General features: G+C 69.9%; 20 protein-coding genes and 1 tRNA gene. 11 read left to right on the forward strand and 10 right to left on the reverse strand.

From position 1 onward, the window contains the following. Positions 1 to 12: 12 nt before the first annotated feature. Together PHN62_RS03695 and PHN62_RS03700 are read left to right on the forward strand one after the other, a co-directional pair. Positions 13 to 1,230 carry an acyl-CoA dehydrogenase gene (locus PHN62_RS03695; RefSeq protein WP_300146445.1) on the forward strand — a complete coding sequence of 406 codons (1,218 nt, stop codon included), beginning with the start codon at positions 13 to 15 and terminating at the stop codon, positions 1,228 to 1,230. A 16-nt stretch (positions 1,231 to 1,246) separates the two neighbouring features. Continuing rightward, positions 1,247 to 2,437, forward strand: a complete 1,191-nt coding sequence (locus tag PHN62_RS03700; RefSeq protein ID WP_300146447.1) for a CaiB/BaiF CoA-transferase family protein — start codon at positions 1,247 to 1,249, stop codon at positions 2,435 to 2,437. 3 nt (positions 2,438 to 2,440) lie between these two features. Here the strand turns inward: PHN62_RS03700 and PHN62_RS03705 are convergent, their stop codons facing one another. The 3 genes from PHN62_RS03705 to PHN62_RS03715 all read right to left on the reverse strand — a co-directional run bounded on the left by PHN62_RS03705 (position 2,441) and on the right by PHN62_RS03715 (position 4,930). Beyond that, positions 2,441 to 2,845, reverse strand: a complete 405-nt coding sequence (locus tag PHN62_RS03705; protein WP_300146450.1) for a c-type cytochrome — start codon at positions 2,843 to 2,845, stop codon at positions 2,441 to 2,443. A 130-nt stretch (positions 2,846 to 2,975) separates the two neighbouring features. Then, positions 2,976 to 4,169, reverse strand: coding sequence for a GNAT family N-acetyltransferase (locus PHN62_RS03710; RefSeq protein ID WP_300146452.1), 1,194 nt, complete (start codon positions 4,167 to 4,169; stop codon positions 2,976 to 2,978). Continuing rightward, complete coding sequence (locus PHN62_RS03715; RefSeq protein ID WP_300146455.1) at positions 4,169 to 4,930, reverse strand: glycerophosphodiester phosphodiesterase family protein; 762 nt, start codon at positions 4,928 to 4,930, stop codon at positions 4,169 to 4,171. The genes PHN62_RS03710 and PHN62_RS03715 overlap by 1 nt, the downstream gene beginning before the upstream one ends. Positions 4,931 to 5,090: 160 nt before the next feature. Here PHN62_RS03715 and purL point away from each other — a divergent pair, with 160 nt between their 5' ends. The 5 genes from purL (at position 5,091) to PHN62_RS03740 (ending at position 11,796) form a co-directional block, all read left to right on the forward strand. Further along, the gene (gene purL, locus PHN62_RS03720) at positions 5,091 to 7,328 is read left to right on the forward strand and encodes a phosphoribosylformylglycinamidine synthase subunit PurL (RefSeq protein WP_300146458.1); all 2,238 of its coding nucleotides are present in this window, start codon (positions 5,091 to 5,093) and stop codon (positions 7,326 to 7,328) included. Beyond that, complete coding sequence (locus PHN62_RS03725; protein WP_300146461.1) at positions 7,328 to 8,128, forward strand: RNA methyltransferase; 801 nt, start codon at positions 7,328 to 7,330, stop codon at positions 8,126 to 8,128. Before purL ends, PHN62_RS03725 begins: the two co-directional genes overlap by 1 nt. Before the next feature lie 415 nt (positions 8,129 to 8,543). Beyond that, positions 8,544 to 9,653 carry a hypothetical protein gene (locus PHN62_RS03730; protein ID WP_300146463.1) on the forward strand — a complete coding sequence of 370 codons (1,110 nt, stop codon included), beginning with the start codon at positions 8,544 to 8,546 and terminating at the stop codon, positions 9,651 to 9,653. Beyond that, complete coding sequence (locus PHN62_RS03735; RefSeq protein WP_300146466.1) at positions 9,653 to 10,315, forward strand: response regulator transcription factor; 663 nt, start codon at positions 9,653 to 9,655, stop codon at positions 10,313 to 10,315. Before PHN62_RS03730 ends, PHN62_RS03735 begins: the two co-directional genes overlap by 1 nt. Continuing rightward, positions 10,312 to 11,796 (forward strand): sensor histidine kinase, encoded by a 1,485-nt coding sequence (locus PHN62_RS03740; protein ID WP_300146470.1) that lies wholly within the window; start codon positions 10,312 to 10,314, stop codon positions 11,794 to 11,796. The genes PHN62_RS03735 and PHN62_RS03740 overlap by 4 nt, the downstream gene beginning before the upstream one ends. A gap of 25 nt (positions 11,797 to 11,821) precedes the next feature. Here PHN62_RS03740 and PHN62_RS03745 read toward each other — a convergent pair whose 3' ends face one another. The 3 genes from PHN62_RS03745 to PHN62_RS03755 are packed head-to-tail and all read right to left on the reverse strand — an operon-like array spanning position 11,822 to position 13,698. Further along, positions 11,822 to 12,346, reverse strand: coding sequence for a histidine phosphatase family protein (locus PHN62_RS03745; RefSeq protein WP_300146472.1), 525 nt, complete (start codon positions 12,344 to 12,346; stop codon positions 11,822 to 11,824). Continuing rightward, positions 12,346 to 12,963 carry a histidine phosphatase family protein gene (locus tag PHN62_RS03750; protein WP_300146474.1) on the reverse strand — a complete coding sequence of 206 codons (618 nt, stop codon included), beginning with the start codon at positions 12,961 to 12,963 and terminating at the stop codon, positions 12,346 to 12,348. Before PHN62_RS03750 ends, PHN62_RS03745 begins: the two co-directional genes overlap by 1 nt. Before the next feature lie 39 nt (positions 12,964 to 13,002). Further along, complete coding sequence (locus PHN62_RS03755) at positions 13,003 to 13,698, reverse strand: thiamine diphosphokinase (RefSeq protein ID WP_300146477.1); 696 nt, start codon at positions 13,696 to 13,698, stop codon at positions 13,003 to 13,005. A 158-nt stretch (positions 13,699 to 13,856) separates the two neighbouring features. Here PHN62_RS03755 and PHN62_RS03760 point away from each other — a divergent pair, with 158 nt between their 5' ends. After that, positions 13,857 to 14,111: a hypothetical protein gene (locus tag PHN62_RS03760; protein ID WP_300146480.1), complete on the forward strand. Its 255-nt coding sequence runs from the start codon at positions 13,857 to 13,859 to the stop codon at positions 14,109 to 14,111. A 58-nt stretch (positions 14,112 to 14,169) separates the two neighbouring features. Here the strand turns inward: PHN62_RS03760 and PHN62_RS03765 are convergent, their stop codons facing one another. Continuing rightward, positions 14,170 to 14,505 carry a DUF167 family protein gene (locus PHN62_RS03765; protein WP_300146483.1) on the reverse strand — a complete coding sequence of 112 codons (336 nt, stop codon included), beginning with the start codon at positions 14,503 to 14,505 and terminating at the stop codon, positions 14,170 to 14,172. Between the two features lie 5 nt (positions 14,506 to 14,510). Continuing rightward, entirely contained in the window at positions 14,511 to 14,804 is a 294-nt protein-coding gene (locus PHN62_RS03770) for a YggT family protein (protein WP_300146486.1), read from the reverse strand. Between the two features lie 128 nt (positions 14,805 to 14,932). Between PHN62_RS03770 and PHN62_RS03775 the strand changes: the two genes are divergently transcribed. The 3 genes from PHN62_RS03775 (at position 14,933) to PHN62_RS03785 (ending at position 16,891) form a co-directional block, all read left to right on the forward strand. Next, positions 14,933 to 15,008 (forward strand) — tRNA-Ala (locus PHN62_RS03775). Between the two features lie 366 nt (positions 15,009 to 15,374). After that, positions 15,375 to 15,668: a hypothetical protein gene (locus tag PHN62_RS03780; protein WP_300146488.1), complete on the forward strand. Its 294-nt coding sequence runs from the start codon at positions 15,375 to 15,377 to the stop codon at positions 15,666 to 15,668. Between the two features lie 134 nt (positions 15,669 to 15,802). Beyond that, positions 15,803 to 16,891: a nitronate monooxygenase gene (locus PHN62_RS03785; RefSeq protein WP_300146489.1), complete on the forward strand. Its 1,089-nt coding sequence runs from the start codon at positions 15,803 to 15,805 to the stop codon at positions 16,889 to 16,891. On the opposite strand, the gene PHN62_RS03790 is transcribed toward PHN62_RS03785, so the two are convergent. Together PHN62_RS03790 and cueR are read right to left on the reverse strand one after the other, a co-directional pair. Continuing rightward, positions 16,857 to 17,864 (reverse strand): S9 family peptidase, encoded by a 1,008-nt coding sequence (locus PHN62_RS03790; RefSeq protein ID WP_300146491.1) that lies wholly within the window; start codon positions 17,862 to 17,864, stop codon positions 16,857 to 16,859. The genes PHN62_RS03785 and PHN62_RS03790 overlap by 35 nt on opposite strands. Continuing rightward, positions 17,861 to 18,265, reverse strand: a complete 405-nt coding sequence (cueR, locus tag PHN62_RS03795) for a Cu(I)-responsive transcriptional regulator (protein WP_300146494.1) — start codon at positions 18,263 to 18,265, stop codon at positions 17,861 to 17,863. The genes PHN62_RS03790 and cueR overlap by 4 nt, the downstream gene beginning before the upstream one ends. Positions 18,266 to 18,349 lie beyond the last annotated feature (84 nt).

The raw sequence follows: 18,349 nt of genomic DNA on the forward strand, positions 1-18,349 counted from the left end.
GGAGACAGGCGAATGGACACCACCCGTCTGCGCGCAAAGGATGCGCCCGATCTCGGCCGTTTCACATGGGAGGACCCCTTCCGTCTGGACGATCAACTGACGCAAGAAGAGCGGATGATCCGTGATTCGGCGCAGGCCTATGCTCAGGAGAAGCTCCAGACCCGCGTGATCGCGGCCTATCGCGAGGAGAAGACCGATCCGGCCATCTTCCGCGAGATGGGCGACATGGGCCTGCTCGGGGTGACGCTGCCGGAGGAATACGGCGGGCTCGGCGCCTCCTATGTGGCTTACGGGCTGGTCGCCCGCGAGATCGAGCGCGTGGATTCGGGCTATCGGAGCATGGCCTCGGTTCAGGCGAGCCTCGTGATCTATCCGATCTACGCCTATGGCTCCGAAGAGCAGCGGCGCAGATATCTGCCGAAGCTGGCGGCGGGCGAGTGGATCGGCTGCTTCGGACTCACCGAGCCGGACGCGGGCTCCGATCCGGCGGGCATGAAGACCACCGCGAAGAAGACCGCCTCGGGCTATGTGCTCAACGGCGCGAAGACCTGGATCAGCAACGCTCCCATCGCCGACGTCTTCGTGGTCTGGGCGAAATCCGAGGCCCATGGCGGCAAGATCCGCGGCTTCGTGCTGGAGAAGGGGACGAAGGGCCTCTCGGCGCCGAAGATCGGCGGCAAGCTCAGCTTGCGCGCCTCGATCACCGGCGAGATCGTGCTGGAGGGCGTCGAGGTCGGCGAGGAGGCGCTCCTCCCGAACGTCGAGGGGCTCAAGGGGCCTTTCGGCTGCCTCAACCGGGCGCGTTACGGAATCTCCTGGGGCGCGATGGGCGCCGCCGAATTCTGCTATCACGCCGCGCGCCAGTATGGGCTCGACCGCAAGCAGTTCGGACGCCCCCTCGCGAACAACCAGCTCTATCAATTGAAGCTCGCCAACATGATGACCGAGATCACGCTGGGGCTTCAGGCCTCCCTGCGCGTCGGGCGTCTGCTGGACGAGGCCCAGGCCGCGCCGGAGATGATCTCCATCGTCAAGCGCAACAACTGCGGCAAGGCGCTGGACATCGCCCGCATGGCGCGCGACATGCACGGCGGAAACGGCATCTCGGAGGAATATCAGGTGATGCGCCATGCGCAGAATCTGGAGACCGTGAACACCTACGAAGGCGCTCATGACGTGCACGCCCTGATCCTCGGGCGCGCGATCACCGGGCTTCAGGCCTTCTTCTGAGAAAGGCGGCGACGAGATGAGCGGACCCCCCTTCGGCGCGCTGGCTGGCCTGCGCGTGATCGACCTGACCCGCGTTCTGGCGGGTCCCTACTGCACGCAGATCCTCGCGGATCACGGCGCGGAGGTCGTCAAGATCGAGCCGCCCCAGGGCGACGAGACGCGCAGCTGGGGGCCGCCCTTCAAGGAGGGCTTCAGCGCCTATTTCTCGGGCGCCAACCGCAACAAGCGGTCTCTGGCGCTCGACCTCGGCCGCCCGGAGGGACGCGAAGTCCTTCTGCGGCTGCTGGAGGGCGCCGACGTGCTGATCCACAACTTCAAGCCCGGCGGCATGGAGAAATGGGGCCTCGGCTACGAGGCTCTGAAGGACCGCTTCCCGAGGCTGATCTTCAGCCACATCAGCGGCTTCGGGGCGGATGGGCCTTTGGGCGGCTTTCCGGGCTATGACGCGGCGGTCCAGGCCATGACCGGGTTGATGAGCGTCAACGGCGCGCCGGGCGGCGGCCCGATGCGGCTCGGCTCGCCCATGACCGACCTCGGCACGGGGCTTTACGCGGCGATCTCGATCCTGATGGCCGTGATCGAGCGCCAGCGTTCGGGCCTGGGCCAGAAGCTGGAGACGACGCTCTACGACTGCGCCTTGACTCTGGCGCATCCTCAGGCGGCGAACACGCTGATGTCGGGGGTCACGCCGGTCTCGACGGGCAACGGCCACCCGAACATCGTGCCTTACGACCTCTTCCCGACCCGCACGCGGCCGCTCTATCTGGCCATCGGCAACAACGGGCAATTCGCGAAGTTCTGCGCGATGGTGGGCCTTGAGGAGGCCGCGAAGGATCCGCGCTTCGCCTCCAACGCCGAGCGCATCCGCAACCGCGAGGCCCTGACGGAGATCCTGCGCGCCCGTCTGAAGGATCTCGACGCCGACGAGCTGGAGCCCCGGCTTCTGGATGAGGGCGTCCCGGCTGGCGTGGCGCGGAACCTCGACGAGGCTCTGGAGCATCCGCATACGGCGCATCGGGGGATGCTGGCCGAACGCGAGGGCTATCGGGGGGTGGCGACTCCGGTGAAGTTGAGCCGCACGCCCTCGGAGACGCGGCGTCGTCCGCCGCTCTTGGGCGAGCAGGCCCGCGAGATCCTCGCGGAGGCGGGCTATTCGATCAAGGAGGTGGAGGCGCTGCTCGCCGAAGGCGTGGTCAGGGAGGGGTGAGGGTCATTCCTCCACCTTCCCCTCCTTGTCGAAGCGGGCGAGCCAGAGGATGAGGGCCGCCCGCTCCTCGGGATCGCGGATCCCCGCGAAGACCATCCGCGTGCCGGGCATGGTCTTGCGCGGATCGGTCAGGAAGGCGTCGAGGGCTTCGAGGCTCCAGATCTCGCCCGCCTTGCGGGCCTCGGCCATGACGCGCGAATAGCGGTATTTCTCGAGGCCGCCCTTGGGCGCCTCGAAGATTCCATTGAGCGTCGGCCCGGCGCGGAGCTTCGCCCCTTCGCCGACCATGTGGCAGGACTGGCATTTGCGGAACGCCCTTTCGCCCAGATCTTCGGCGCGGGCGGGAGGAGCGGTCAGGGCTGTCGCGCACAGCAGCGCGGCGACGAGAAGGAAGCGCAATGGAATCATGGCCTTCGGCTGGATTGGAGCATTTCCCAGCGCAGCCGGCCAGGCTTCGCGTCGCGAAAATGCGGCCACAGAAAAACCTGGAGCGTCGGAGCGATCCGACAGGATCGGAAAACGCTCCAGGGACAGGGCCTCAAGCTTCGCCCGAAGCCGGGCCTTCGTCCATGCGGCGAAAGGGCGTCGCGGCGTCGAGTTCGGCCTGAGCCTCCAGAATCGAGGCGCGTTCGCGCCGCAGATGATCCGCGACGGGCTTGCGCAAGGCCGGATCCGTGATCCAGTGCGCCGAGCGCGTCAGGGTCGGACGATAGCCCCGCGCGAGCTTGTGTTCGCCCTGAGCCCCCGCCTCGACGCGCGTCAGCCCCATCTCCAGAGCGGCCTCCATGGCCTGATGATAACAGACCTCGAAATGCAGGAAGGGCCGCTCCTCCAGCGCGCCCCAGTAGCGCCCGTAGAGCGTGTCGCGCCCGATGAGGTTCAGCGCTCCCGCCAGCCAGGGCCCCCCCGGCTCCCGGGCGAGGACGATCAGGCAATCCTCCGCCATGGTCGCGGCGAGCCGCCGGAAGGCCTCGCGCGTGAGATAGGGACGGCCCCATTTGCGCGCCCCCGTATCCTGATAGAAGACCCACATGGCGTCCCAGTGCCCTGGCTCCAGAGCCGCCCCCGTGAGCCGCAGGATCTCCAGACCCGCCTGGGCCGCTTCGCGCTCCTTCCTGAGCGCCTTGCGCTTGCGCGAGGCCAGAGCTCCGAGAAAGCCCGCGTAATCGCCGTAGCCTTCGTCGCGCCAGTGATATTGCAGATCCAGACGCGGGAGGAATCCCTCCGCCTCGAAGAGCTTCTGTTCTTCCTCAAGGCAGAAGTTCACATGCAGAGAGGAAAGTCCGTTGTTGGTCGCCAGATCCCGGCCCGCCCGCGCCAGAGCCTGGGCCGTCTCCTCGGGAGCGCCGGGCGCGATCAGCAGACGCCGCCCCGGAACCGGCGTGAAGGGCGTGGCCGAAACGAGCTTCGGATAATAGCTTCCGCCCGCCCGCTCATAGGCCTGGGCCCATCCATGGTCGAAGACGTATTCGCCCTGCGAATCGCTCTTGAGATAGATCGGCAGGATTCCGACGATCCGTCCTTGCGCCTCGGCGATCAGGTGATGCGCCGCCCAGCCCGCCCGAGGCGCCGCCGAACCGCTCTCCTCCATCGCCAGAACAAAACGATGGGTCAGGAAGGGGTTTTCGGGACGGCCTCCCTCTGCGGCTTCCGGCGCGGCGCAGGCGTCCCAGGCCTCGGGCGCGATCTCCCGCGCCGCATGGACCAGCCGGAGAGTCAATGCGGAGGCCATCAGGGCCGGAACCCCTCGAAGGTGATCTGGTCGGCGTGGAGCGAGGCGAAGGGAATGTCGGTGTAGCTGCGGATCGTCCAGCAGAGGACCGGGACTCCCCGGCGCCTCAGGGCCGAAAGGGCGGCGCTCGGGAAGGACTTCGCCCCGTAGGAGACGAATTCCGCGCCGATCTCGTCGAAATCCTCCAGGGCGGCGAGTCGGGCGCGGCGCTCGGGGGGGATGGCGGCTTCGTCGGGGTGCTTGTAGTCATAGGAGACGAGGCCGCGCGCCAGATCCGGCGCATGGTCGCGCAGCCAGGCGACGCTGTGCGGATTGAAGGACATGGCCGCGACAGGCCCCTCATGGCCCTTCAGCGCCGCGACCACGGCGGCCTCCAGAACGCCGATCCCCTCCGGCCCCATATGGCCGGACTGGTCCTTGATCTCGACGAGCAGAGGAACCTTCCCGCCGAGGATCTCCAGAGCTTCGGAGAGGGTGGGAATGGTTTCCTCCGGCGGGGCGTCGAGCAGGGGAATCCGCCCGAGTTCGGCGGCGGTCAGATCGGAGACGCGTCCCTCGCGCCCCGTGAGGCGCTTGAGGTCTTCGTCATGGAAGACCATGGCGATTCCGTCGGCGGAGGGCTGGACGTCGATCTCGACGGGATATCCGGCCTCGACGGCGGCGCGCAGCGCGGCGCGGGAATTCTCGATGCGCCCCGCCGCGCGGTCGTGCAGGGCGCGATGGGCGACGGGGCGGGCCAGAAAGGCGGGATCGAGCGGCATGGGACGCATCCTCCGGAACTCCATGGCCGTCTGATATCATGAGGGCGGGGGAAAAGCGAAAGGGCGGCTTCGCGCCGCAGGAGCTTTTCACGGGCGCCGCCTTGGGTTAGATGCAGGGCCTTCCGGGCCCCCTTCCGGCCGCAGACGAAAGAGTCGCCTCATGACCTCCCTCGCCCCGAAGCCCGAGTCCAAGCCCGCCCTGAAGTCCGGGGCCGAGCCTGCGATCACGCCCGCGCTCGTCGCCGACCACGGCCTGAAGCCTGACGAATATCAGCGGATTCTGGATCTGCTCGGCCGGGAGCCGAGCTTCACGGAGCTCGGGATCTTCTCGGCGATGTGGAACGAGCATTGCTCCTACAAATCCTCGAAGAAATGGCTGCGCACCCTGCCGACCAGGGCCCCCTGGGTGATCCAGGGCCCCGGCGAGAACGCGGGCGTCATCGACATCGGCGAGGGTCTGGCGGCGGTCTTCAAGATGGAGAGCCACAACCACCCCAGCTTCATCGAGCCCCATCAGGGCGCGGCGACGGGCGTCGGCGGCATCCTGCGCGACGTCTTCACCATGGGCGCGCGTCCGGTGGCGGCGCTCAACGCGCTGCGCTTCGGCGATCCGAGCCATCCGAAGACCCGCCGCATCGTGCGGGGCGTGGTCTCGGGCATCGGCGGCTACGGCAACGCCTTCGGCGTGCCGACCGTCGGCGGCGAGGTGAACTTCCATCCGGCCTACAACGGCAATCCGCTGGTCAACGCCATGGCGGTGGGCCTGGCCCGCACCGACGGCATCTTCTACGCGAAGGCCTCGGGCGTGGGGCGCCCCATCGTCTATCTCGGGGCCAAGACCGGCCGCGACGGCGTGGGCGGCGCCACCATGGCCTCGGCCGAATTCGGCGAGGACGTCGAGGAGAAGCGCCCGACGGTTCAGGTCGGCGATCCCTTCACGGAGAAGCGGCTGCTCGAAGCCTGCCTTGAGCTCATGGCGACGGGCGCCGTGGTGGCGATCCAGGACATGGGCGCCGCCGGCCTCACCTGCTCCGCCGTGGAGATGGGCGACAAGGGCGACCTCGGCGTGCGGCTGAACCTCGACAAGGTGCCGACCCGCGAAGAGAACATGACCGCCTATGAAATGATGCTCTCCGAATCCCAGGAGCGCATGCTGATGGCCCTGCATCCCGAGCTCGAGGACGTCGCCCGCGCGATCTTCGAGAAATGGGATCTGGACTTCGCCATCGTCGGCGAGACCATCGCCGAAGACCGCTTCCTCATCCTGCACGGCAACGAGGTCAAGGCGGATCTGCCGCTCAAGGCGCTGTCGGGCTCGGCGCCGGAATACGACCGGCCCTGGACCGAGACGCCTCCCGCCGAATCCCTCGGGCCGGTGGAGGCGCCCATGGGCTCCATGGAGGCGCTGCGCAAGCTTCTGGGCTCTCCGGACCTCTGCTCGCGCCGCTGGATCTGGGAGCAATACGACCACCAGGTCATGGCCGACACCGTGCAGATCCCCGGCGGAGACTCCGCCGTGGTGCGCGTCCACGGGACCAACCGCGGCCTCGCCATGACGGTCGACGTGACTCCGCGCTATTGCAAGGCCAATCCGCGTCGGGGCGGGGCCCAGGCCGTGGCCGAGACCTGGCGCAATCTGACCGCCGTGGGGGCGAAGCCTCTGGCGATCACCGACAACCTCAATTTCGGCAATCCCGAGAAGCCCGAGGTCATGGGACAGTTCGTGGCCTGCGTGCAGGGCATCGGCCAGGCCTGCGAGGCTCTGGATTATCCGGTCGTCTCGGGCAACGTCTCGCTCTACAACGAGACCGACGGCGCGGCCATCCTGCCGACTCCGGCCATCGGCGGAGTGGGGGTGATCGAGGATCTGGCGCAGATGACCACCCTCGCGCTGAAGCAGGAGGGCCGGGCTCTGGTGCTGGTGGGGCCGAACGGCTGCTGGCTCGGACAGACGCTCTATCTGCGCGAGATCCTCGGCCGCGAGGCGGGCGACGCCCCGCCGGTGGACCTCCTCGCCGAGAAGCGCGCGGGCGATTTCGTGCGCCGCTCGATTCAGGGCGGCCTCGTGGCGGCCTGCCATGATCTGTCCGACGGCGGCCTGGCGGTCGCGGCGGCGGAGATGGCCCTTGCGGGGGGGATCGGGGCGGATCTCGACGCGCCGCCTCAGGGCTCTGAAGCGCATCGCTGGTTCTTCGGCGAGGATCAGGGCCGCTATCTCGTCGAGACCGAGGCTCCCGAGGCCCTGCTTCAGGCCGCCGACCGGGCGGGCGTGACGGCGCGGATCATCGGGCGCACGGGGGGCGAGGCTCTGGTTCTGGCGGGCGAAGCCGCGCCTCTGGAGGAGCTGCGCGAGATCCGCGAAGGCTGGCTCCCGGCCTACATGCGCGGCGACGCCTGATGAGCGGCCTCGAGAACCGCGCCGCCGAGGCGCCCGAAGGGGCGCTCCCCCATGCTCCGGCGATGATTCTGGTGCGTCCGCAGCTCGCCGAGAACATCGGCGCGGCGGCGCGGGCCATGTGGAATTTCGGCCTCTGGGACCTGCGGCTCGTCGCCCCGCGCGACGGCTGGCCTCAGGGACGCGCCTGGGCGGCCTGCTCGGGCGCGGAGGGGCCTCTGGAGCGCGCCCGCGTCTTCGAGACCACCGCCGAGGCCGTCGCGGATCTGACCCACGTCTACGCGACCACCGCCCGCGACCGCGATCTGCACAAGGCCTCCGCCACGCCCGAAGAGGCCTCCCGCTACGGGCTCGCCCGCGCGAAGGAGGGCTGGAGGATCGGCTTCCTCTTCGGCCCCGAGCGCACGGGCCTCGAAAACGACGACGTGGAGCGCGCCGCGGCGATCTGTTCGGTTCCGGTCAATCCGGCCTTCAAGTCGCTGAATCTGGCGCAATGCGTGCTGCTGACCTCCTACGAATGGCGCCGCGCCGCCATGGCGGAGGGCGAGGAGCTCGCCGCGCCGCCGCCCGAGGCCCCGCCGCCCGCGCCGCGCGCCCAGATCGACGCGCTCCTGAGCCGTATGGTCGAGGAGCTCGACGATTCGGGATTCTTCTGGCCGGAGGCTCGCCGCGCCTCGGTCGAATCCAGCCTGCGCAACGCCCTTTACCGCGCGCCCTTCACCGCCGGAGAAGCCCAGCTGCTCTTCGGCGTGGTGGACGCCCTGGCCCGCGTGCGCCGCTCGCCCAACCGCAAGCCCGGCTAGCGCGCCTTCTCTCGCAGGGATGATTTCCTGAACGGCGTCCGAACGCGCCGTTCAGGCTGGGTTCAGGCGAATCGGTCTATGCATGTCCTTGTCGTTTCGTGATCTCCCGCAGTCCTCCCGAGCGTCCGGGCCGAGTTCGTGGCCTTCGTCCGGGGTGTGGGTCTTCTGTTTGCTGTCTGTCTTCAAGGCGTGGCGTGTATTGTCGAGCGTTGTGTCCGGCGTTGCGTTCTTCGCCCCCGTCGCGTGTGCCGCGCCGGGGGCGCACTCGCCTCCGGGGCCCTGATCTCTGGACGGGGGACGCCGGTCTTGTTAAGGTTTTCATCGGCGTTTTGCGCGCCGAGCCTTTGCGAGGGCCCGGCGCATCGAGTCTGTGTGACCGGATTCATTCCCTCTGCTGCGTTGTGCGGAATCTGACATGTATGCGTATGCGAAAGCGAGGCTGCTGTTCTGGGGGACGCTGGGCGTCCTGGGCGCCTCCGCCGCCCAGGCCCAGGGATTCTGGAGCAAGAGCGCGGAGACCGCTCTGCGCGCCGTCGAGAACGGCGCCGCGAGGCCTCTGGGCGAGCTTCTGGACGTGGTCCACGGCCAGATCGACGGTTCTCTGGTGGATGTCGAATTCAAGTATGGCGACAGCGGATACGTCTATGACGTGACCGTCCTGGACGGACGCGGCGTGGTGCGCGGCGTCCGGTACGACGCGGCCTCGCTGCAGCGCATGCCCGAGATCGAGACCCTGCCTCTGCCGCCGCCGACGGGCTACGCCGCTTCGCCGCCTCCGCGCCCCCTCTTCGAGACGGCGGGCGAAAGGCGCAAGGAGTCCTGGGGATCGGGCCGCGAGGACGCCTGGAGCGTCGGCGTCTCCGAGGCCGGGTCCAGCCCCTCCTTCTCGGCGGCGGCCTCCTCTGCGGGATTTTCCGAGGCCTCCGCTTCTCCGGGCGATTCCGGCTCTTCTCCCGACGACTCAGGGGCGGGGGGCGACTCGGCCGCCGCCGCGACGGGGCGTCCCGCGCGCAGCGCCCGCCCCAGACGAAGCCTCGGCGCCGCGATCTTCGGAGAATCGAGCTGGGGAGGGAGCGCTCCGGGCGTCTCTTCGGCCGCGCCGGAGGCCGCAGCCCCGAGCGCCGGCCCTTCCGTCTCGAGCTCTGCGGCTGCGGGCTCTCCGGATTCCCCGGCGGGCGCCGCAGGCTCCGCCTCCCCGAGCGCCTCGGGCTCCTCCTCGACGGGCGCCTCCTCCGCTTCGAACCCCTCGGGCCCGGCCGAGTCTGCAGGCTCCTCCTCCGCCTCTGCGGGCTCGGCGTCTTCGGGCTCGGCCTCTGCGGGTTCGGGAGAGGCTTCGAGCCCCTCCTCCTCGGGCGCCTCGGAATCCTCGGGCTCCTCCTCCTCGGGGTCTTCGGAGGCCTCAGGCTCTTCTGCGTCAAGCTCTTCGGGCGGCGAGTCCTCCGGCTCCTCCTCGGAGTCCGGCGGATCGGGCGGATCGGGCGAATCCGGGTCTCGGGAAGGCGGCGAGTCCGCGAGCGGCTCCTGATGCGGGTGCTGGTGGTCGAGGATGATTCGCGGCTCTCGACGCAGATCTGCGCCGCGCTCGAGGCGGCGGGCTTCGCGGTGGACGGCGCCGCCGACGGCGAACAGGGCGGCTTCCTCGGCGAGACCGAGCCTTACGACGCGGTCGTGCTGGACCTCGGGCTGCCCAAGCGCGAGGGCGGCGTCGTCCTGCGCGACTGGCGGCGCAAGGGAGTCAAGACTCCGGTGCTCATCCTCACGGCCCGCGATTCCTGGCGCGAGAAGGTCGAGGCCCTCGACGCCGGCGCCGACGACTATCTGGCCAAGCCCTTCCACACCGCCGAGCTGGTGGCGCGTCTGCGGGCGTTGATCCGGCGGTCCAGCGGCTGGGCCGACCCCATCCTGCGCGCGGGCGCGGTGGAGTTCGACACCCGCACCGGAGAAGCCAGCCTGAACGGCCTCGCCGTGACGCTGACCGCTCAGGAGAGCCGCGTCCTGGGCTATCTGCTGCTGAACGCGGGGCGGGTGATCTCGCGGGTCGAGATCGGCGAACATGTCTACGGCTATGATTCCGACCCCGACTCCAACACCATCGAGGTCTTCGTGGGGCGCCTGAGGCGCAAGCTCTCGGCGGATCTGATCCAGACCGAGCGCGGCCGGGGCTACATCATCCGCAAGAGCGCATGATCGGGTCTCCCTCCCGACGCCCCTCGCTCCAGGCGCGCAGCCTGCTGGTGGCGGCTCTGGGGATGACTCTGGCCATGGCCCTGAGCGGGGCGATCATCTGGCGGCTCTTCTCGGAGGCGGTGGAGCGTCAGTTCGACGAGCGCTTCCGCGACTACATCAACGCCATGGCGGCGGCCGTGAACGTGGGCGCGGATTACGAATCCGCCTTCGCCTCGCGTCTGGGCGTTCTGGCGGGGCCGAGCGGCGCCGCGCCGCGTCCTTCGGACGCCGCGCCGCTGGATCCGCGTCTGGGGCGGGCCTATGGCGGGATCTACTGGGTGGCGCGGCGGGTGATGCGCGGAGATTCCGACGACGAACGCGACCTCGCCTTCCGCTCGGTGTCGCTCTGGGACTTCCAGTTCCGCACGCCGGAGCCTTCGGCGCAGATGGGCGAAAGGCAGCGGCTCTACAGCGGCGTTCCGGGTCCGGGCGGCTCCTCGCTGCGAGCCCTGCAGCGGCGGGTCCGCGTCGAGCGCACCGGCGACGAATGGCTGCTGACCGTCGCGGCGGACGAAGCCTCTCTGGCGGCCGAGCGCGGGAGCTTCCGGCGGGCGCTGATCCTCTCCCTGACGGCCCTCGGGCTGACGCTGCTGGCGGCCACCGCCTTGCAGAGCCGCTTCGTGCTGAGTCCCCTGCGGTCTCTGCGCGCGGCTCTGGCGGAATATCGGGCGGGCCGCGCGCCGCGCATCGAAGGCGCCTATCCCGCCGAGGTCGCGCCCCTGGTGGAGGATCTCAACGGACTGCTCGACCGCAACGAACGCTGGATCGCCCAGGGACGCCGCCGCGCCGCCGACCTCGCCCACGAGATGAAGACTCCGGTGGCCGTGCTGCGCAACGAGCTCGACGCCCTGGCCGCCCGCCAGGTCTCCGGCGAGGGGGCCGCGCCGCCCGGCTCGGAGAGTCTGGACATGGCCTTCGACGCCCTCGCCCAGATCGAGCGCCAGACCCGCCGACAACTGGCGCGGGCGCGGGTGGGGGCGCTCCAGGGCTCGCGGACGCGGCTCCTGCCCGCCGCCGAGCGCCTGCGCCGGACCATGCTGCGGCTGCATCAGCGGCCTCTGACGATCCGGCTGGATCTGCCGCAGGAGCTGGTCTTCCGCGGCGACGAGGAGGATCTTCAGGAGCTGCTCGGCGAATTGATGAACAACGCCTGCGTCTGGGCGCGCGGCGAGCTGCGGATTTCGGCCGAGGCCGTCGAGACGCTCCAGGGCGAGCGCCTGCGCCTGACCATCGAGGACGACGGCCCCGGCGCCGCGCCCGAACAGCACGCCCGGATGCTCTCGGCGGGCGGACGCCTGGATTCGCGGCGTCCGGGTTCGGGGATCGGCCTGGCGATGGTGGCCGATCTCGTCGAGGCCTATGACGGCGAACTCACCCTCGGCCGCGCCGAGGCGGGCGGGCTTCTGGTGAGGCTTCTGCTCCCCGGCGAGCGCGCCCCCTGAGGCGCCTCTCGGGCCGGGCCCCGCCTCACGCGAGGTCGCGCGGCTGGAGATAGGCCGCGAGCCGCGCCTCGCCCGGCGTCAGATCCGCCCAGTCTCCGCGGATCTCGTAGAGCGCCACGGCGCCGGTGGGGAATTTCTCGAAGGCTCTGGCGTCGGCGGGACGCTCGGCTCGACCGCCGCAGAGCGCCTCGGCGAAGCTCTGGAGCCCGTCGTTGTGCCCGAGCGCCAGCAGCGTCCGGGATTCGGGCGGCGCCTCCTCGCGCAGGGCCGCGAGGATCTCCTCCGGCGAGGCCAGATAGAGCCGGTCCAGAAACCGCGCCTGCGGCGGCTCCTGCTCCGGAAAGAGGCTGCGCGCCGCCAGATCCCAGGTCTCGCGGGTGCGGCGGGCCGTCGAGACCAGAGCCGCGTCGGGGATCTCGCCGCGCGCCCTCAGCCAGGCGCCGACGGCCGCGGCGGCGGCGCGTCCGCGCGGTTCGAGCCCGCGCTCCGAATCCTCGACTCCCGGCGGCCAGGCGGATTTGGCGTGGCGCATCAGCAGCAGACGGCGCATCAGGAATTCTCCGGTTCGAGGTCGCCCTCGGCGAGCCAGCCCTCGCCATGAGGCCGCACGCTCAGAGGGACGCAATTGGGCGCGACGCCGCGCGGACGGATGTCCAGCGCCCCGCGCAGCGCCTTCCAGACGCCGCCATGCGCCACGATCAGCGGCGCGCCCTCGCCCTGGAGCGCCCGCCCCAGACCGAGCAGAGCCCGCGCCCGGAAGTCGACGAAGGCCTCTCCGCCTTCGGGGATCAGGGTTCCGGCGTAGAAGGCCGCGAAGGAGTCGCTCCAGGGCGTTCCCTCCAGCACGCCGAATCCGGCCTCGCGCAGATCGGGCTCGAGCGCGAAGGCCTCGATCCCGAGCCCCTCGGCGAGGATCTCGGCGGTTTCGCGCGCCCGCCCCAGCGGGCTGGCGACGACGCGCGTCAGCGCGAAGGGGCGCAGGATCTCCACGGCGGCGCGGGCCTGGGCGCGTCCCGTCGCGTTGAGGGGAATGTCCGTGGAGCCCTGCGCCTTGCGCTGGAGGTTCCAGTCCGTCTGGCCATGGCGGATGAAGACGAAGGGCTTGCGCGGCGTCATGGTCGTCCTCTGGGGATCCTTCAGGGCGGGCGGAGGCGGAGCCTCACGCATAAACCAAACCCCCGCCGCGCGCCTAGAGCCATTTCCGGTTCATGCGCGTCCGGGAGAGGCCTCCGGCGGAACGGGCGCCGCGAGCAGCGAGGCGACCGCCGCCTCAAGTCGGGCGCGGGGCAGCAGGATGAGGGCGCCGGAGGCGTCGAACGCCGCCGAGACCTCCGGCTCCGAGACCTCGTTCGAGGAGCCGATCTTCAGCCCCGCCTCCAGCCGCAGCGGATCGAGCGGCCAGCGCAGCCCCCGCGAGCGCGAGACCGTCACCGGGCGGATCGGCCAGATGGAGAGCCGGTCTCCCGGCTTCAGCCGCGCCCGCCAGAGCGGCGGCGCGAGAAAGACGACCTCCTGCGCCCCGATGAGCAGGATCCTGCGTCCGGGCCGGGCCGCGAGGGCGTGGAGCGCCGCCAGGGCGTGGTCCAGCCGCCCGCCGAGGAAGCCCACCGCGAGGACGACCTCCGCCTGGAGGCGGTCGAGGGCCTTCTCGAAATCGGTCGTCTCCTGATCGGGGGTCTTCAGGACGTAGACGTCTTTCTGGGACGACCACCAGTCGAGATCCCTCACGGAATCGAGGTCGCCGAGGATCGCTTCGGGACGCTCGCCCCAGGCTTTCAGGTGATTCGCTCCTCCGTCCACGGCGAAAACCCGGGGCGCCAGGCGCCTGGCGGCCCGATAGGCCCCCCTGGAGGCCGATCCTCCCCCTACCAGCGTGATCCATGGTTCTTTTTTTACGGTCATGTTAATCTCGGGACTGGGGATTCGTTTATTCCCGCAAATATGTTCGATTCTGGGCGTTTTCGCTTTTGTTTGGTCAAAAAGCTGTTCAATGTATGGGGAGCGGCGACGGGCTCCGGATCCCAGGCCCGCCGCGTCACATCAGGATACGGGAGTGCAGCATGAAGGCGATTCTGAACGCTTCGGCCGTCTTGGTCCTCGGCGCGACCCTTTTCGCCTCCGGGAGCGCCTCCGCGCAACAGATGCTGGCCAGCAAGAATTGCGCGAACGGCGACACCATCCGCATGATGATCGCGCGGGACGCCGTGGTCGTCGAGCGGCGCAGCAGCGGATGGGGAGCCCCCACCGCCGTCCAGGCCTTCGACATGTGGAATTTCCGCGCCGCCCAGAGCGCCTTCAACAGCATCTGCTACTGAGGCCGCGCGCCCCGCAGGGGCGGCGACGGGACGCAGGATTTCCGGAGGGGGCGCCTGATCAGGCGCCCTTTTCATGCGCGGCGGCGAGGGCCTCCGCCAGAGCCTCCGGCGGGCGGCGGGCGGCCACGGTCTTCAGCCGCGCCTGAGCCCCGGCGGCGATGTCGAGATCGCGTTTCGGCAGATCGAGGCTCCTGGCCAGCAGGCTCAGGAGGGCGGCGTTGGCCGCGCCCTTTTCGGGCGCAGCCCTGACGCGGGCCTTGAGATGGAGGCGCCCGGCGTCGTCGCGGTCCAGCCCTTCGAGGGCGTCTGCGCCGCCCCTGGGGGTCAGGCGCACGGCGAAGCGCCCGCCTTCGGGCGCCGGACGGACCAGATCGCGCCAGAGCTTCGTCGTCATGGCGGTCAGGCGAGGGCGCCGAGGGTCTTGACGAGCAGGATCTCCACGAAGTTCACGCCGATCATCAGCACGATGGGCGAGAGGTCGATTCCGCCCAGATCGGGCAGGAGGCGGCGAATCGGTCGGAGCATGGGCTCGACGAGGCGCTCCAGGCCGTCGACCACCGTGCGGACGAGCTGGTTGCTGCGGTAATTGACGATGTTGAACTGAATCAGCAGCGTCAGGACGATGTAGATCAGCAGAGCCCAGAAAATCAGGTTCGCGACCGCCTGGACGAGGTAGATCAGGGCGGGGATCATGGAATCTCCAATGCAGGGCCCGACCCCGACGGCCAAGCTCGCAGCATTAAGTAGAGCGGCCTCCTCCCCGCGACAAGCCGCTTGACAGCCGAAAGCCGGGAGCCTATCAAGCCGCACGTCGTGATCATGGGGTTATAGCTCAGCTGGTAGAGCGTTGCCCTCGCATGGCAGAGGTCAGGGGTTCGAATCCCCTTAACTCCACCATGATCCCAACGAGTTAGCCCCTTCGCAATGAGCTTTTTCCGGCTGGATTCTGTGACTTGTCACAGGGTGCGCCGATGCAGGGGTTCCGGCCCGAGCTGGCGCGAGGTCGCGGGACGACCTGAGCGCTTCCGGCGAATCGCGGTTTTCGTCCGGTCCGGGGTCTCCGGGCCTTCCTTCCGGGGGGCGAGGATCCTGTTTTTCTCCCGATCCGTTCCATGGTGAACCATCGCGGACGCCCCATGAAGGATTCCGGCGAGGATTCCGCATTTTCATGGTTTATTTGAAGAATACCCTCCGGGTCATGGTAAACTGACGGTCGGAAGAAGATCGGGAATCTTCGGAAATCAGATCGGGAAGGATCAAGCCATGGCGTCGACATCCGTGCGTGAGATCGGAGGCGGCCTGTCCGGCGTGGGGGAAGTTCGTCGCGACCGGGATCTGGAGCGCGCCTTCGGGCGCGCCGGACGAGAGGCTTCCAGGCGCGAGGCCCCCGGACCTGAAGCCGCCGCGCGCGAGCGCTCCTGGCGCGGCCCGGCGGAAGGCGGCGAACGACAGGCGGCTCTGCGCGGCTGGGGCGAGGAGGGGCGGCCTCCGGTGGTGGACGGCTTCACCTCCACGCTCAAGAGCCCCGAAAGCTCCTCGCCCCATGAGCGCCCCTGACTTCAGGGGTCCGGGGCGCCGGAGGTCGGAAAAATCCGCCTGATCGGGGCGAGGGGGCCTTTTCCTCCGCTCCGGAAAGGCTCTAGCCTGGGCCTGGCGGCCGGAGGGGCCGCGTCGCTCTGAGGAGGCGGATCATGGGATCTCCGGAGAATGACGGCGCGGCCGTCGTCGCGACCTTGCGGCTTCTGGGCTGCGAGAAGCCCATCCTTCAGGCGCCCATGGCGGGGACGTCCTCTCCCGCCCTGGCGGCGGAGGTCTGCGCGGCGGGCGGCCTCGGGGCTCTGGGGCTGGGGGCGATGACCGCCGAGGCCGCCGCCCGCGCCATCGCCGAGACCCGCGCCCGCACCGCGCGGGATTTCCACGTCAACCTCTTCTGCCATGAGCCCGCCGCGCCCGATCCTCGGCGCGACGCCGAATGGCTGGAGCTTCTCGCGCCGCTCTTCGCGCGCTTCGGGGCGGAGCCTCCGGCGCGGCTGAACGAGATCTACCAGAGCTTCAAGACCGACGATTCCATGCTCTCCATGCTGCTGGAGACGCGGCCCGCCGTGGTCAGCTTCCATTTCGGCCTTCCCTCGGCGGAGCGGATCAAGGCGCTGAAGGGCGCGGGGATCCGGCTCATGGCCAGCGCGACCCAGCCGCAGGAAGCTGAGGCCGTCGCGGCGGCGGGGCTCGACGCGGTGATCGCCCAGGGCTGGGAGGCGGGCGGCCATCGCGGGATCTTCGACCCCGAGGGCCCGGATTCGCGGCTCGGGGTTTTCGCGCTGGTGCGGCTTCTGACGAAGACCTCGCCGATTCCGGTGATCGCGGCGGGCGGAATCATGGACGGCGCAGGCATAGCGGCGGCGCTGAAGCTCGGAGCGGGAGCGGCGCAACTGGGCACGGCCTATGTCGGCTGTCCGGAGTCTCTGGCGGATGCGGGGCATCGTCAGGCCCTGCGCGAGGCCGCCCGCCGTCCGACCACGCTGACCGCCGCCATTTCGGGGCGTCCGGCGCGTTGCCTGGCCAATCGCTTCACGGCCTTCGGCGCGGAGATCCCCGCCCATGAGATCGCCGCCTATCCCTTCGCCTATGACGCGGGCAAGGCTCTGAACGCCGCCGCAAAGGCCGGAGGCGAGGCGGGATATGGCCCGCATTGGGCGGGGCAGGGCGCGCCTCTGGCCCGCGAGATGGGCGCGCGCGCCCTGACGCTCAGGCTGGCGGAGGAGCTGGCGGCGGCCTGGTGACCTCGGCGAAGGCCCTTTCCAGAGTCTCCATGACCTCCGGAGCGGGGGCCGCGCCCAGTCCTGCGTATTCCCGGACGGAGCCAGTCTTCGCCTCCTGGAACAGGTGGTTCAGGCGGGGGAAGACCCGCCCCCGGAACGGCGTCTGCGGCGGCAGGAGCCCCCGCAGGGCCTTGAGGTTGACGAAGCCCGGAACCTGCTGGTCGCGTCCGCCGAAGAAGGCGACGAGCGGCGTCTTCATTCCGCTCCAGACCTCGGCCATGTCGATCCGCAGGAGGCTGGCGAAAGGCGCCGAGATCAGGACTCCGGCCATCCGGGCGGCGGTCCTGGCCAGATCCTCCCGCGTTCCGAGCGGCGGACCCGGCCAGCGCAAGAGATGATCCAGCAGCAGGGCTTCGGCCTCCGCCCGGGAGCCCCCGCGCAGGATGACGTCGAAGGCGGCCTGATTGGTCGCCTGCTGATGGCGCAGGACTTCGGGCGCATATCCCAGCTCGCGCCCGGCGGTGCGCGCCTGACGGTGGATCAGTCCCGGCATGGGCTCGGCGGGGCCGGCCAGAGCCGCCACGGCCTCGACCTCCGCGCGGCCCGCCAGCAGGGCGCAGGTCAGGGCTCCCTGGCTATGGCCGACCAGCCGGATGCGGCGCGGGTCCACGCCCTCCTGAGCCTTCAGAAAAGCCAGAGCCGCCCCGAGATCCTCCACATCCTGCGCGACGGAGGATTGCGCGTGATCGCCCTCCGAAGCTCCGACGCCCCGGTCGTCGAAGCGCAGCGAGGCGACGCCGCGCGCGCCGAACCAGCGCGCCAGGTCGCCGAAGAAGGGATGTCCGAGAATCTCCTCGTCGCGGTTCTGCGGCCCCGAGCCCGAGGCGAAGAGCAGGGCGGGGAAGGGGCCTTCGCCTTCGGGTTCGAGCAGCGTCCCGGCCAGCCGGATTCCGTCGGGCGCCGCGAAGAGGGCCTCGCGCTCGCGGAAGCTCACGGGGTCTGTCCGGGCTCGGCGCCGAGCCGGTCGAGGATGGGGCAATCGGGCCGCGAGCCGCCCTGACAGGCCGAAACCAGCTCGCGCAGACTGCGCGCCATGGCCTCCAGATCGTGAATCCGCCGCTCCACCTCGGCCAGACGCCGCGCCGCCAGAGCCTTGACCTCGCCGCTGCGGCGGCCGGAATCGCGCCAGAGATCGAGCAGCGCCCGCAGATCCTCCAGCGAGAAGCCGAGATCGCGTCCGGCCCGGATGAAGCGCAATTCGTGGAGATCGCGCTCGTCATAATCGCGATAGCCGTTTTCGCGCCGGGCGCCGGGCGGCAGAAGTCCGATGGATTCGTAATGGCGGATCATCTTCGCGGAGACGCCGCTGGATCCGGCCGCCTCGCCGATGCGCATGACGGGGCCTCCTGGGTGAGAGGGGAAAGCCTCCTGATCATGGGAAGGATTCCCGTCCGGCGCAAGTCCGCCGCCGCCCGGGCC

The sequence above is a fragment of the Neomegalonema sp. genome (genome assembly GCF_028688855.1).
GTDB lineage: Bacteria > Pseudomonadota > Alphaproteobacteria > Rhodobacterales > Rhodobacteraceae > Neomegalonema.

What these genes read in the sequence shown, in the direction of transcription:
- PHN62_RS03710 (WP_300146452.1), bottom strand. Translation starts at nt 4,169, where the DNA reads ATGGCCTCCGCATTGACTCTCCGGCTGGTCCATGCGGCGCGGGAGATC.
- PHN62_RS03745 (WP_300146472.1), bottom strand. Translation starts at nt 12,346, where the DNA reads ATGCGCCGTCTGCTGCTGATGCGCCACGCCAAATCCGCCTGGCCGCCG.
- purL (WP_300146458.1), top strand. Translation starts at nt 5,091, where the DNA reads ATGACCTCCCTCGCCCCGAAGCCCGAGTCCAAGCCCGCCCTGAAGTCC.
- PHN62_RS03700 (WP_300146447.1), top strand. Translation starts at nt 1,247, where the DNA reads ATGAGCGGACCCCCCTTCGGCGCGCTGGCTGGCCTGCGCGTGATCGAC.
- PHN62_RS03735 (WP_300146466.1), top strand. Translation starts at nt 9,653, where the DNA reads ATGCGGGTGCTGGTGGTCGAGGATGATTCGCGGCTCTCGACGCAGATC.
- PHN62_RS03760 (WP_300146480.1), top strand. Translation starts at nt 13,857, where the DNA reads ATGAAGGCGATTCTGAACGCTTCGGCCGTCTTGGTCCTCGGCGCGACC.
- PHN62_RS03740 (WP_300146470.1), top strand. Translation starts at nt 10,312, where the DNA reads ATGATCGGGTCTCCCTCCCGACGCCCCTCGCTCCAGGCGCGCAGCCTG.
- cueR (WP_300146494.1), bottom strand. Translation starts at nt 18,265, where the DNA reads ATGCGCATCGGCGAGGCGGCCGGATCCAGCGGCGTCTCCGCGAAGATG.
- PHN62_RS03785 (WP_300146489.1), top strand. Translation starts at nt 15,803, where the DNA reads ATGGGATCTCCGGAGAATGACGGCGCGGCCGTCGTCGCGACCTTGCGG.
- PHN62_RS03770 (WP_300146486.1), bottom strand. Translation starts at nt 14,804, where the DNA reads ATGATCCCCGCCCTGATCTACCTCGTCCAGGCGGTCGCGAACCTGATT.
- PHN62_RS03755 (WP_300146477.1), bottom strand. Translation starts at nt 13,698, where the DNA reads ATGACCGTAAAAAAAGAACCATGGATCACGCTGGTAGGGGGAGGATCG.
- PHN62_RS03695 (WP_300146445.1), top strand. Translation starts at nt 13, where the DNA reads ATGGACACCACCCGTCTGCGCGCAAAGGATGCGCCCGATCTCGGCCGT.
- PHN62_RS03725 (WP_300146461.1), top strand. Translation starts at nt 7,328, where the DNA reads ATGAGCGGCCTCGAGAACCGCGCCGCCGAGGCGCCCGAAGGGGCGCTC.
- PHN62_RS03780 (WP_300146488.1), top strand. Translation starts at nt 15,375, where the DNA reads ATGGCGTCGACATCCGTGCGTGAGATCGGAGGCGGCCTGTCCGGCGTG.
- PHN62_RS03765 (WP_300146483.1), bottom strand. Translation starts at nt 14,505, where the DNA reads ATGACGACGAAGCTCTGGCGCGATCTGGTCCGTCCGGCGCCCGAAGGC.
- PHN62_RS03705 (WP_300146450.1), bottom strand. Translation starts at nt 2,845, where the DNA reads ATGATTCCATTGCGCTTCCTTCTCGTCGCCGCGCTGCTGTGCGCGACA.
- PHN62_RS03715 (WP_300146455.1), bottom strand. Translation starts at nt 4,930, where the DNA reads ATGCCGCTCGATCCCGCCTTTCTGGCCCGCCCCGTCGCCCATCGCGCC.
- PHN62_RS03750 (WP_300146474.1), bottom strand. Translation starts at nt 12,963, where the DNA reads ATGCGTGAGGCTCCGCCTCCGCCCGCCCTGAAGGATCCCCAGAGGACG.
- PHN62_RS03730 (WP_300146463.1), top strand. Translation starts at nt 8,544, where the DNA reads ATGTATGCGTATGCGAAAGCGAGGCTGCTGTTCTGGGGGACGCTGGGC.